This window comes from Caldicellulosiruptor kronotskyensis 2002 (assembly GCF_000166775.1).
Taxonomy (GTDB): Bacteria; Bacillota; Thermoanaerobacteria; order Caldicellulosiruptorales; family Caldicellulosiruptoraceae; genus Caldicellulosiruptor; species Caldicellulosiruptor kronotskyensis.
On record NC_014720.1, the window covers coordinates 1404239 to 1417046 of the forward strand.

General features: G+C 34.5%; 15 protein-coding genes. 14 read left to right on the top strand and 1 reads right to left on the bottom strand.

The annotated features are described in order from the left end of the window. Nucleotides 1–11 precede the first annotated feature (11 nt). The 13 genes from phoU to murJ all read left to right on the top strand — a co-directional run bounded on the left by phoU (nt 12) and on the right by murJ (nt 11607). A complete protein-coding gene (gene phoU / locus CALKRO_RS06235) occupies nt 12–689 on the top strand; it encodes a phosphate signaling complex protein PhoU (protein WP_013430200.1) in 678 nt (225 codons plus the stop codon). Next, nucleotides 659–1225 carry a QueT transporter family protein gene (locus tag CALKRO_RS06240; RefSeq protein WP_041741618.1) on the top strand — a complete coding sequence of 189 codons (567 nt, stop codon included), beginning with the start codon at nt 659–661 and terminating at the stop codon, nt 1223–1225. Before phoU ends, CALKRO_RS06240 begins: the two co-directional genes overlap by 31 nt. A 138-nt stretch (nt 1226–1363) precedes the next feature. Beyond that, entirely contained in the window at nt 1364–2545 is a 1182-nt protein-coding gene (locus CALKRO_RS06245) for an ATP phosphoribosyltransferase regulatory subunit (protein WP_013430202.1), read from the top strand. Further along, nucleotides 2542–3171 carry an ATP phosphoribosyltransferase gene (hisG, locus tag CALKRO_RS06250; RefSeq protein WP_013430203.1) on the top strand — a complete coding sequence of 210 codons (630 nt, stop codon included), beginning with the start codon at nt 2542–2544 and terminating at the stop codon, nt 3169–3171. Before CALKRO_RS06245 ends, hisG begins: the two co-directional genes overlap by 4 nt. Further along, the gene (hisD, locus tag CALKRO_RS06255; RefSeq protein ID WP_013430204.1) at nt 3168–4463 is read left to right on the top strand and encodes a histidinol dehydrogenase; all 1296 of its coding nucleotides are present in this window, start codon (nt 3168–3170) and stop codon (nt 4461–4463) included. The genes hisG and hisD overlap by 4 nt, the downstream gene beginning before the upstream one ends. After that, nucleotides 4456–5529: a histidinol-phosphate transaminase gene (gene hisC / locus CALKRO_RS06260; protein WP_013430205.1), complete on the top strand. Its 1074-nt coding sequence runs from the start codon at nt 4456–4458 to the stop codon at nt 5527–5529. Before hisD ends, hisC begins: the two co-directional genes overlap by 8 nt. Beyond that, nucleotides 5510–6094 (top strand): imidazoleglycerol-phosphate dehydratase HisB, encoded by a 585-nt coding sequence (gene hisB / locus CALKRO_RS06265; RefSeq protein ID WP_013430206.1) that lies wholly within the window; start codon nt 5510–5512, stop codon nt 6092–6094. Before hisC ends, hisB begins: the two co-directional genes overlap by 20 nt. A gap of 3 nt (nt 6095–6097) precedes the next feature. Further along, nucleotides 6098–6703: an imidazole glycerol phosphate synthase subunit HisH gene (hisH, locus tag CALKRO_RS06270; RefSeq protein ID WP_013430207.1), complete on the top strand. Its 606-nt coding sequence runs from the start codon at nt 6098–6100 to the stop codon at nt 6701–6703. Beyond that, the gene (hisA, locus tag CALKRO_RS06275; RefSeq protein ID WP_013430208.1) at nt 6700–7413 is read left to right on the top strand and encodes a 1-(5-phosphoribosyl)-5-[(5-phosphoribosylamino)methylideneamino]imidazole-4-carboxamide isomerase; all 714 of its coding nucleotides are present in this window, start codon (nt 6700–6702) and stop codon (nt 7411–7413) included. The genes hisH and hisA overlap by 4 nt, the downstream gene beginning before the upstream one ends. Nucleotides 7414–7439: 26 nt before the next feature. After that, on the top strand, nt 7440–8192 hold the full coding sequence (hisF, locus tag CALKRO_RS06280; RefSeq protein WP_013430209.1) for an imidazole glycerol phosphate synthase subunit HisF: 753 nt from the start codon (nt 7440–7442) through the stop codon (nt 8190–8192). 1 nt (nt 8193) lies between these two features. Further along, nucleotides 8194–8811, top strand: a complete 618-nt coding sequence (gene hisIE, locus CALKRO_RS06285; RefSeq protein ID WP_013430210.1) for a bifunctional phosphoribosyl-AMP cyclohydrolase/phosphoribosyl-ATP diphosphatase HisIE — start codon at nt 8194–8196, stop codon at nt 8809–8811. Between the two features lie 98 nt (nt 8812–8909). After that, entirely contained in the window at nt 8910–9989 is a 1080-nt protein-coding gene (locus tag CALKRO_RS06290; protein WP_013430211.1) for a mannose-1-phosphate guanylyltransferase, read from the top strand. 46 nt (nt 9990–10035) lie between these two features. Next, entirely contained in the window at nt 10036–11607 is a 1572-nt protein-coding gene (murJ, locus tag CALKRO_RS06295; protein WP_013430212.1) for a murein biosynthesis integral membrane protein MurJ, read from the top strand. Here murJ and CALKRO_RS06300 read toward each other — a convergent pair. Continuing rightward, a complete protein-coding gene (locus CALKRO_RS06300) occupies nt 11585–12070 on the bottom strand; it encodes a GNAT family N-acetyltransferase (protein WP_013430213.1) in 486 nt (161 codons plus the stop codon). The two genes, murJ and CALKRO_RS06300, sit on opposite strands and share 23 nt — an antisense overlap. 48 nt (nt 12071–12118) lie before the next feature. On the opposite strand from CALKRO_RS06300, the gene nth reads away from it, so the two are divergent. Next, nucleotides 12119–12754 (top strand): endonuclease III, encoded by a 636-nt coding sequence (nth, locus tag CALKRO_RS06305; RefSeq protein WP_041741620.1) that lies wholly within the window; start codon nt 12119–12121, stop codon nt 12752–12754. The last annotated feature ends 54 nt before the right edge of the window (nt 12755–12808 follow it).

Consider the following 12808-nt stretch of genomic DNA (forward strand, 5'->3'; position numbering starts at 1 on the left):
GAACTTTTGATATGACAAGACCGACATTTGAAAATGAGCTCAAAGAAATCCATCTTGATATTCTCAAGATGGGAGCTATGGCAGAAGAGGCTATTGACAAAGCAATTTTGGCACTTAAGACAAAAGATGTTGAACTTGCACAAAGAATAATAGATAACGATGATAAGATTGATGAGCTTACAGAAGAGATAGAGAAAAAATGTGCTATTGTTATTGCTACTCAACAGCCGCTTGCAAGTGACCTAAGGCTTATAATAACTGCGATGAGAATTGCAACAGATATTGAGAGGATTGCTGACCATGCAGAGGATATTTCCCAGATAACGCTCAAGCTTGCAAAAGAGGATTATGTAAAACCTTTAATTGACATTCCTAAAATGGCTGAAATTACTCGTTCGATGTTAAAAGATGCATTAGATTCGTATGTAAATTCTGACATAGAACTTGCAAAGTCTGTTGTCAAGCGTGATGATTTGGTTGATACAATGTATCAAAACCTTATTGATGAACTTGAGCAAATAATGAAAGAAAATTCTGCAGCAGTTTCTCAATGCGTTCAGTTTTTATTGGTCATAAAATATTTAGAAAGAATAGCAGACCACTCTACAAATATAGCCGAATGGGTTGTGTACAAGATAACAGGTATGCATAAACATGAATGGGAAGGCAGGGAAGAGGAAACAAGGTGAAAAGGAAAATTGAGATTGACAGTAAGGTAATTGCAAGGGCTGCTCTGATTGCAGCATTATATTTTGTTTTAACCGCGTTTCTACCAGCTATATCATATGGACCATTGCAGATAAGAATATCAGAGGCACTTACTCTTCTTCCTGCCTTGATGCCAGTTTCAGCTACTATTGGTCTGTTTGTGGGGTGTTTTTTAGCAAACCTATATGGCATGGTAGTAAGTATAACAGGTATATATGATGTGATTTTTGGTTCTCTTGCAACACTAATAGCTGCGCTGCTTACAACCAGAATAAAGAAAAAACCTTTTTTACCTCTGCCCACTATTATAGTAAATGCTGTGGTTGTATCAGCTTATATATGGCAATATTTTATAGGCAGCTTGAAAATTGAGTGGTTGAAAAATCTAAATCCAATTATCAGGTATCTTTTTACAGTATTATCGATTGGAATGGGAGAGGCAATTGCCACATACTTTTTGGGGTTACCTTTATTTTTGGCACTTGAAAAGCAGATGAAAGGCAAAAATCTCATATAAGTTTCTTAACAAGTGGAGCCCTATATGATTAAGATGATGGCTCCACTTTTTTGTTGCTTTTTTAGTTCTTTTGTAATATAATATAACATGATATCTATTCATCACTTCATTATGATAAAGTAATGAAAGGGAGAAAAAATGAGCAAAAAGTTTGTGGATTACTATCCTCCAGTGTCTGATACCTTAGAAGAGGTAAGAGAAAGGACTATCTTTTTATTTAAAAAATTTGGGTACAAATTGGTTGAACCTTCAACTTTTGAAGATTATGAAAAGTCAAAAAACTTAAATGGCAGCAACACTATAAAGTTTATGGACAGCGATGGAACTGTAATTGCCTTGAGAAATGAATTTACTCCAAAGGTTGCAGAGATTGCAGCTAAGTTTCAGACAAAAGTTTATCCACTCAAATTGTGTTACTTTGGCAAGGCATATCAGTTTCTTCAACAAGAAGCAGGGGATTTGAGGGAATTTTTTCAAGCAGGCATAGAAAACTTTCATACATCTGATAGTTTCTATATAGACTTAGAGGTATTAGCGCTTGCGGTAGAAAGTTTACTTGAACTTGGAGTGAATAACTTTACAATAGATGTTGGAGAGGTAAATTTCTTTAAAGGAATTGCTAAGGACTGTGAGATTGATGAGGCTTCCTCAGAAGTGCTCTGCAAGCTTGTTGACAAGAAGGACTATATAGGGATTGAAAACTTTTTGATTCGAAAGGGCATTTCCCAAAAAGTGATAGATATTTTCAGAAATCTCACAAGACTTTATGGTAGAGAGGACAAGATAAAAGAGGCTAAAAAATTTGCGAATAATGAAATGTCTAAACAGGCGATTGAGAGACTAAGTGAGATATATAATAATATGGTAAAACTGGGTTATCAAAATTATATTACTATTGACTTTGGAATGGTAAAACATCTAAACTATTACACAGGTATAATATTTTCTGGTTATATACAAGAACTTGGCTATCCTGTGCTAAATGGTGGTAGATACGATAATTTGTGTGAAATATTTGGTACCAAATTATATGCCATTGGATTTGCAATTGGTTTAGACAGAATTTTAGAGTGGAAACTAAAAAATGCTCAAAGAAGGGAAAGACAATACGACAGCCTTGTTTTATATAAGGAAGGGCACTTTGAAATGGCATTAAAACTGCTTCTTAAGACAGACAATGAAAAACAGAAGATTTACTTTTATACAGTACCAGCAAAAATAGAAGAAGCCTTTCTTATTAGCAAAGCTATGAAGGTTGAAAAATTCATGTATATAGATGAAGAAGGCGTAAAAACATATGTTTTGGAGGATTTAGAATGATCACTATAGCGTTGCCAAAAGGAAGGTTAGCCCAGCAAACAGTTGAACTTTTGAAAAGAGCATCACTTGTAGACATTGATATATCTGAGGAAAGCAGAAAATTGATCATCGAGGACACTCAAAATTCTCTGCGTTTTCTCATGGTAAAACCTTTTGACGTACCCACTTATGTGGAATATGGTGTTGCAGATGTTGGTGTTGTTGGTAAAGATGTGTTGCTTGAAATGAATAAGAGAGTGTACGAACTTTTAGATTTAAAGATTGGGAAATGTTTTGTAGCCTTGGCAGGACCTAAAGGGATAAGCGAAGCTCTTTTGAAAAAGCCTGATAAGACAATTGCAACTAAATTTCCTAACATTGCTAAAGAGTATTTTGAAAATGTTAGGGGTGAGGATGTAAAGATAATAAAGCTCAATGGTTCAGTAGAGCTTGCTCCTATTTTAGGACTTTCAGACATGATAGTAGACATTGTAGAGAGTGGTAGAACTCTGAAGGAAAATGGACTTGAAGTATATGAAAAGCTATACGACATTAGTGCTCGGCTTATTGCAAACAGGGCAAGTCTAAAATTAAAAACTCAGATAGATGATATTATAAATCGTTTGGAAAGGATGATTGAAGAGTGAGAATCTTGTCCAGCAAACAACAGATTGAAAACTACATAGAGACGGCTAAAATAAGAAAATGGGAAAACGAGGAAGAAATTGAACAGAAGGTTCGCAGAATAATCTCTGATGTAAAAGATAAGAAAGATGAAGCATTGCTTTACTACACCCGGATGTTTGATTGTAAGGGTATTTGCTTGAATGAGCTGCGAGTGGTCCAAGAAGAGATTGAAAGAGCATATTTTGAATGTGAAAAAGAAGATGGTGATTTCATAGATGCTTTGAATGCTGCGTATAAAAATATCTATGAGTATCACATGAGGCAAAAAGAGGAAAGCTGGTTTTATATAAAAAATGGGTCGTTACTTGGCCAGATTATTATGCCTCTTGAAAAAGTAGGAATTTATGTTCCCGGTGGGAAAGGGGCTTATCCTTCAACAGTTTTGATGAATTCAATTCCTGCAAAAGTTGCTGGCGTTGAAAAAATAATAATGGTAACTCCACCTGACAAGAACAAGAGTATCAGCAAGTACACTTTGGCAGCAGCAAAAATTTGTGGCATTGATGAGATTTATAAAGTGGGAGGAGCTCAAGCAGTTGCGGCGCTTGCGTTTGGAACACAGATTATACCCAAGGTAGATAAGATTGTGGGACCAGGAAATATCTATGTAGCAACTGCTAAAAAATTGTTGTTTGGATATGTAGATATTGACTCAGTAGCAGGACCAAGTGAAGTAATGGTTATTGCAGACGAGTCTGCAAATCCGAAATACATTGCTGCAGATTTGCTGTCTCAGGCGGAACACGACCCCATGGCAAGATGTATTTTAGTGACAACATCTTTGCAGGTGGCTCAAGAGGTTTCTGAGAATGTTGATAAGATGCTTGCAAGATTTGAAAACTCAGTTGCTTTTGAAGCTATCGAAAAAAACGGTGTGATAATAGTTGTTGACGATCTTTTTGAGGCTGCTGAGATTGCGAATATAATTGCACCTGAGCACTTAGAGATTTGTTGCAATGATGCAGAAAAAGTGTTGTTTAAGATCAGAAACGCTGGTGCAGTTTTTGTAGGTGAATATTCCCCTGAACCTATTGGAGACTACATCGCAGGACCAAATCATGTACTGCCAACATCTGGTACAGCAAGTTTCTTTTCTCCCCTCGGGGTTTATGATTTTGTCAAGAGAATGAGTTTAATAAAGTATTCAAAAGAACAGTTTTTGACAGATGCACCACATGCAATAAACATAGCGCAAAAAGAAGGTTTCCTCTTTCATGCAAATTCGTTGAAGGTGAGGTTAGAAGATGTTTAAAAAAAGATTAGAAAATTTTTCAAACTATACAACACCCCAAATAGAATGTTTAGTTAAAGCAGATGCCAACGAAAATCTTCTTGAACTTCATGAAGAGTTAAAAGATATAATTTTGGATACTTTAAAAAATAGCATACCTAATTTGTGTTTTTATCCCGAAATCAATTCTCAACCACTTAAAGAAGCTTTAGCGAAATTTTACAATTTAAAAAGTGAAAATTTTATTGTAGGAAATGGTTCAGACCAGATAATTCAGCTTATTGTTCAAGCATGCTGTGATCAGGATGACCATGTATTTTTTCTATATCCTTCGTTTACAATGTATAGGATAACTGCTGAACTTTTTGACGTAGGATTTTGTTTTTTTGATATTACTTCCCAATGGAAAATTGATGTTGAAAAGGTAATTGCTAAGATAAGTGCAAATGAGAGAATAAAGGTAATATTTATTGATACTCCAAATAATCCAACTGGTATTGCATGGAGCGCTGAAAATTTAAAAACTCTTGTAGAAGCATTTCCTTCAAAGCTTATAGTAATTGACAACGCCTATGGTGAATATAGCGATATTGACTATATAGAGTTTGTAAGAAGATACAATAATACGATTATACTTAAAACATTTTCCAAAATAGGTTTTGCAGGTATAAGATGTGGTTATGGTATTGCAAATGAAAATATTATAAAAAACCTTCACAAAGTAAAACCTCCCTATAATGTCAATGTCTTAACCCAAAACATAGCTATCAAGGTGCTTGAAAATTTCGAAAAGCTAAAAGATAACATCCAGCTAATAAAAGATGAAAGAGATAGGATGATACAAAAACTCAAAGAATACTACTATGTTATTCAGTCTGAAGCAAACTTTGTGACAGTTGTAGATGAGTATGCCGACAGAATATTTGAATACCTTGTTGCGAAGAAAATTCTTGTAAAAAAGTTTGAGGTGGGGGACAAAAAACTTTTAAGAATTACATTGGGCAAGCCTCAAGATAATGATATAATAACAGAAAATCTCATTCGATTTAAAAAGGAGAACGCAAAAGATGGGTCAAAGAGTTGCTGAAGTTCAGAGAAAGACAAAAGAGACAGATATTAAACTAATTCTTAATATTGATGGAAATGGTGATTACAAAATCTCAACAGGCATAGGTTTTTTTGACCACATGCTTCAGTTATTTTCTCATCATGGAAAATTTGACATTAATCTTGAAGCGAAGGGTGATATATACATTGACGACCATCACACCATAGAAGATGTCGGAATAGTTTTGGGTCAGGCTTTTTTAAAGGCTTTGTCAGATAAAAGAGGTATAAAAAGATATGCGCATGTTATTTTACCTATGGATGAGGCACTTATAATGGTAGCAGTAGATATCTCAGGAAGGCCATATTTGGCATTTGATGTAGATTTTAAGCTACCGAAGCTTGGAGATATGACTTCTCAAATGGTTGTAGAGTTTTTCAAAGCTTTTGTTTGGTCTTCTAAAACCACAGTTCATATAAAAAAACTTGCTGGTGAGAATGACCATCACGTTTGCGAGGCCATTTTTAAAGCTATTGGAAGAACCTTAAAAGAAGCTTGTACGATAATCGATGATAGAATTCCATCGTCAAAAGGAGTGTTATAAGTTGTGAAAAAAATATGCATTGTGGACTATGGGATGGGAAACTTAAGGAGTGTACAAAAAGCATTTGAATACATAGGCTTTAGAGCTTTTGTTACATCAAGCAAAGATGAAATTGAAAAGGCCGAGGCAATTGTTCTACCAGGAGTAGGAGCATTTGACGTAGCTGTATCAAACCTTGAAAGATTTGGCCTTGTTGATGTCTTGAAAAAAAAAATAAAAGAGTCTTTATTTTTGGGTATTTGCTTGGGTTATCAGCTCTTGTACGAATTTAGCGAAGAAGGCAATTGTGAGGGTTTAAGAATTTTCAACGGAGAGGTCAAAAAGTTTCCTCAAAAAGAGAACATCAAAATTCCACACATGGGATGGAACAGGATAAAAGTTAAAGGAAATTCAAAACTTTTAAAGGGTGTGGATAACCAGTTTGTGTATTTTGTTCATTCGTATTATGTGGAAAATAGAGATAAATCAATAGTATCTTCTGTGTGTGAGCATGGTATTGAGTTTGACTCTTCAATAGAAAGTGGCAATATATTTGGTACTCAGTTTCATCCTGAAAAAAGTGGTGAAGTGGGACTGCAAATACTTAAGAACTTTGGGGGATTGCTATGATTGTTATACCTGCAATAGACCTTATAGATGGAAAGTGCGTAAGACTTACTCAGGGAGATTATAGTCAGGTTCAACTGTTCAATTCAGACCCAATTGAGCAGGCAAAACTTTTTGAAAAAAGTGGTGCTAAATACGTCCATGTTGTTGATTTGGATGGAGCAAAAGTTGGAAGGCCAGTGAATTTTGAAGTTATAAGAAACATAAAAAGAGTTACATCCTTGACAGTTGAATGTGGTGGTGGCATTAGAGACAAGGCTACTGTTGAGCTTTATATATCTTCAGAAGTTGACTATATCATTTTGGGTTCTGTAATCTTTAAAAATCCTGATTTTGTAAATGAAGTTATGAAGGTGTTTGGTAAAGAAAGATTTATTGCTTCTCTTGACTTTAAAGATGGTTTTGTAAAACTTTCTGGATGGCAGGAAGCAACAACAATTACCATTGAAGAAGGAATTATGAAAATAAAAACTTTGGGATTTGAAAGGCTTATTTATACAGATATAACAACTGATGGGATGCTAAAAGGACATAACTTTGAAGCTGCAAAATATATTCGAGAACTTTTTGATGGTTTTTTAACAGCATCAGGTGGGATTTCAACAAAAGAGGATATTATGAGGCTTAAAAGTATAGGTGTTGATGCGGCAGTTGTTGGAAAAGCTCTTTATACAGGACAGCTCAAATTAGAGGAGGTAATTAATTTACTTTAAATATTCAATTAAGGAGAAGGATACAAGTGGTTGCAAAGAGAATAATTCCCTGTCTTGATGTCAATAGAGGAAGGGTTGTTAAAGGAATAAACTTTATCAACCTTGTTGATGCTGGTGACTCTGTCGAAAGTGCTCAAAAATATAACCAGCTTGGTGCTGATGAGCTTGTGTTTTTAGATATTACAGCATCGCATGAAGAGAGAAATATAATGATAGAGGTTGTAAAGAATGTAGCTGAAAAAGTTTTTATTCCTTTTACGGTAGGCGGTGGAATAAGAAATTTAGATGACATTAGAAATTTACTTTTGGCTGGTGCTGATAAGGTTTCAATTAACTCTGCAGCGGTTAAGAATCCTGACCTTGTAAATGAAGCTGCAAAGGTTTTTGGTTCACAGTGTATTGTGGTGGCAATTGATGCAAAAAGGCACAGTGACGGTTTTCATGTCTATATAAACGGAGGAAGGATAGACACAGGACTTGACGCTGTAAAGTGGGCAAAAGAAGTTGAAATGAGAGGGGCAGGCGAGATACTACTTACCTCAATGGACAGAGACGGAACAAAAGCAGGGTATGATTTAGAGCTTTTAGAGGCTATTTGTAACAGCGTAAATATTCCTGTCATTGCTTCAGGTGGTGCTGGAAGGCCTGAGCATTTTTTAGAGGCTTTCAAAGTTGGAGCAGAAGCTGCTTTGGCTGCTTCTATATTTCATTTTGGAGAGATTTTAATTGGGGATTTAAAGAGTTACTTAAAAGATAATGGCATTGAGGTGAGGATATAAAATGATAGATATTTCAGCTTTGAAGTTTGACCAAAATGGACTTGTGCCTGTTGTTGTACAGGATAACTCAACAGGTGAAGTACTTATGTTGGCGTACATGAACAAGGAAGCTTTAGAGCTTACCATTCAGACAGGGTATATGCACTATTTTAGCCGAAGCAGAAACAAGATATGGAGAAAAGGGGAGACTTCAGGCAATGTCCAAAAATTAAAAAGTTTATTTTTAGACTGTGACGGTGATACCTTGCTTGCCATTGTTGAACAAACAGGGGTTGCATGTCATACTGGCAACAAAACATGTTTTTTCACCGCATTGGAAGGTGATAAAAAAAAGGTGGCAACTGACATTATTTTTGAACTAATGAAAACAATTAATGATAGAAAGCAAAATAAGGTAGAAGGTTCGTATACCTCTTACCTATTTGAAAAGGGACTTGATAAGATACTTAAAAAGATTGGCGAGGAGGCAACAGAGGTAGTAATTGGAGCAAAGAATGGTAAAAAAGAAGAAGTAATATATGAGATATCTGATTTGATGTACCACTTGAGCGTTTTACTGGCGTATTTTAACCTTGACTGGACAGATATTTTAAAAAGCTTGGAGGAAAGAAGAAAATAATACTTTTTGGCTTTTTTCCATTGTTTAAAATTTGAAAAATATTATATAATATAAATGTTGAAGATTTTTACTATTTCTTAAAGAGGAGGGGTTTAAAAATGCAAAGATTTGCAGTGGTTATGGCAGGTGGTGGCGGTACAAGGTTTTGGCCTTTGTCACGAAGCTCGTCGCCGAAGCAATTTTTAAACCTCTCTGGAAATGACATTTTGATAAATGAAACAATTGATAGGATATCAAAGGTCATTCCCAAGAAAAACATTTTTATTGTCACAAACATAAACCAAAAAGAGATGATAGAGAAGGTACTTGATGAAGAGATAGATAGAAATAACATCATTTATGAACCAATTGGAAGAAACACTGCAGCTTGTATTTTATATGCTGCACTTAAAATTAAAAAAATACATGAAGATGGAATAATGTGTGTATTTCCATCTGACCACTATATTAAAGATAACGAGGGATTTGCTGAAGTAATAAATACCTGCATTGAAATTGCTGAAAAGCATGATAAGCTCATAACAATTGGAATAAATCCAACTTTCCCATCAACTGGCTACGGTTATATAAAATTTGACAGAGATTCAAGTGATAAATATGAGAAAAAAGCTTATGAGGTTTTGGAATTTGTCGAAAAGCCATCATTTGACAGAGCAAAAGCGTATATAAAAAGCGGTAATTACCTGTGGAACAGTGGTATGTTCGTGTGGAAGATAGACACAATCATTCAAAACTTCAATAGATTCCTCCCCAGAATCTACAATAGATTTTATTCTGTATATGAATATCTTTGGACAGACCAAGAGTTTGAGAAAATAGGAGAGATATATCCATCTCTTCAGGATATATCTATTGACTATGGGATAATGGAAAGAGCTGACGAGGTGGTAGTGGTACCTGGCGATTTTGGCTGGAATGATGTGGGGTCATGGGATTCTCTTGGTGCAATATTTCCACCAGACGATGATGGTAACATTGTGAAAGCTTTGCATGTTGGGATTGATACGCGTGACTGCATAATTTATGGAAACAACAGACTTATCGCCACAATTAATGTATCTGATGTAATTATTGCTGAGACAGAAGATGCAGTTCTTGTTTGTGCAAAAAACAGAGCACAGGATGTTAAAAAGATTGTTGAAATTCTCAAAGAACGAAAGCTGGACAAGTTTATATAATCTTTTTATTAGCTCGTCATTATTTTTTTAAGAAGGGCGGTCTTATATGTCTGACAGTGCCAAAAAAATTACCAAAGCTACTTTTTTTGTTATCATTACAACTATACTGTCAAAATTGTTTGGATTTTTGCGTGAGGTTGTTTTAGGTGCTTTCTACGGGACGAGTTATAAATTGGACTCTTTGATTGCAGCCCAGCTGTTGCCGGGCGTTTTTTTTGCAAGTATTTTAGCTTCTTTTTCTACTACCTTTATCCCTATATACAATGAAATATTAGTAAAAGAGAACAAAGAGAAAGCAAGTAGATTTGCAAGCAAGTCCCTTTTTTTAATTGTTCTGGCTGCGTTTATAGTAGCAGTAATAGGTTCTATCTTTTCACCGTTTATAGTTGAAGTGATCTTTAGAGGATTTGATAGTTCTGTAAAACAGCTAACCTGGCAGCTGATGAGAATTACATTTTTTTATATAATCTTTTTAGGAGCTAACTATATCTTGCAAGGATTTCTTCAGTCTAATGAAAATTTTGTAGTGCCTGTACTTGTAGGACTACCATTCAATGCAATTATCATCTTATCAGCTTTTTTAAAGAAAGAATTTGACATATACGGTGTTGCTATTGCGTTTGTACTTGGATACCTTTCAATGGTGTTATTTCAAATGCCGTTTGCAATCAAAAAGGGATTTAAATTTAAATTAGATATTAATTTACGTGACCCATACATAATCAAACTTTTTAAGCTTGTTCTGCCTGTATTTATTGGTTCGTCGGTTATGTCACTTAATTCTTTTGTTGATAGGTACTTGGCTTCCTTTTTACCTGAGGGAAGTATTTCAGCTTTGAACTTTGCAGATAAACTAAATGGAGTAGTTTATGGTATATTTAGTGGCTCGATCTCTGCTGTAATTTATCCGTATTTATCACGATTTTTTTCAAGTGAAAAGAAAGAAGAGTTCAAAAAATATTTGCTACTCTCTATAAATTCTCTCATATTGATTATGGTGCCTATTACAGCTGCAGTTTTGGTATTATCACGTGAGATTGTCCAGTTTGTATATGAAAGAGGGGCATTTGATAGCCGTTCAACTTATCTGACAAGTGGTGCTCTTATGTTTTTTTCCTTAGGGTATTTAGGTTATGCAGTGAGAGAAATCCTTAGCAGAACTTTTTATTCAATCCAGGATACTCTCACACCAATGAAAAATGGTATTTTAGCTGTAGCAATTAATATAGTTTTAAATATCGTTCTTGTCAAATACCTAAAACACAGAGGTTTAGCGCTGGGTACAAGTATTGTTGCATATGTATCAGTATTTTTACTTATGCGTAGTTTGTTTAAAAAGATAGGAAAGATTGATCTAAAAAGCTCAATGATAGTCTTTGTAAAAGCACTATTTGCTTCTTTTGTGATGGTTATAAGTATTATTTTAGTAAAAAATCTGATACAAATAAAAACGCCTGTGACATTTATAACTAAGGTAACTAATCTTTTGATCTGGGGGTTTGTAGGTGTAATTTCATATAGTACAGTAATATATTTATTGAAAATAAAAGAAGCTCAGTGGATATTGGAAAACTCAATAAAAATAATAAAAAAGGTTAAAGGATTAGCTGTAAAATAATAACATCCAAAAACCTACCAAATTTGCTACCAACTTTGATTAGCTTTCCGACTTCTACAAAACCAAATGATTTGTGTAGATGCAAACTTATATAGTTTTCAGCACACACTTTTGCAATTATGTTGGCAGCCCCTGTGTCTTTAGCTTTTTCTATTAAGAATTTTAAAATCTGCTTGCCAATGCCTTTGCCTCTGTGCAATGGATGTATATATATAGTATCTTCAACTGTGATTGAATAAGCTTCTTTTTCTGAGAACGGGGAGAGATAACCATAACCCAGTATAGTGGAATTTTCTTCTGCTACATAAATAGGGTACCTGTGACTGTGGCTATCGAACAATTTCAGAAAATCTTCGGTAGTCTTGGGATGAATATCGAATGTAGATGTTGAATTCAAAACTTCATAGTTATAGATATAAAGCATGTTTGTGATATCAGAAATTGTTGCTTTACGAATATTCATTTTACTTTTTTCTCCTTTCATCAAAAAATTCTTAGGGAGTGAACGAAGATTACAAAAAAAGAAAAAGCAAGCTATGTGATAAAAGAACTTTTAAAGATTTATCCACAGCCAAAGTGTACTTTAAATTATAATAAACCATATGAGCTTTTAATTGCAACCATTTTAGCAGCACAGAGTACAGATGAGCGTGTAAATAAGATTACCGCTGAGCTTTTCAAAAAGTATCCTACACTTGAAAGCTTTGCAAAGGCTAATATCTCTGAGCTTGAGAACGATATAAAGCCTGTTGGGTTTTATAAAAATAAAGCTAAAAGTATAAAAGAGACTGCAAGAATCATAGTTGAAAAATATAATGGTACATTACCAACTACTATAGAAGAACTTGTAAAACTTAAAGGAGTTGGGAGAAAGACAGCAAATGTAATAATGGCAAATATCTATGGAATACCTTCCATAATAGTTGACACTCACTGCAAAAGACTGTCAAACAGGCTTGGACTTGTAAATAGTAAAGATGCAACAAAGATAGAGTTTGAGCTAAAGAAGATTGTAGAGCCTCAGTTGTACACTATATTTAGCAATTTGATGGTTTACCATGGGAGAGCAGTTTGTAAGGCAATAAAACCAAGATGTGAAGTGTGTACTATAAAAGATGTTTGTGAATATTTCAAGGCCCGAAAATAGAAGGGCCTATTTTTTTGTATTTTTACTGCCAAAGTGGTGAAAAATAAGTAAATA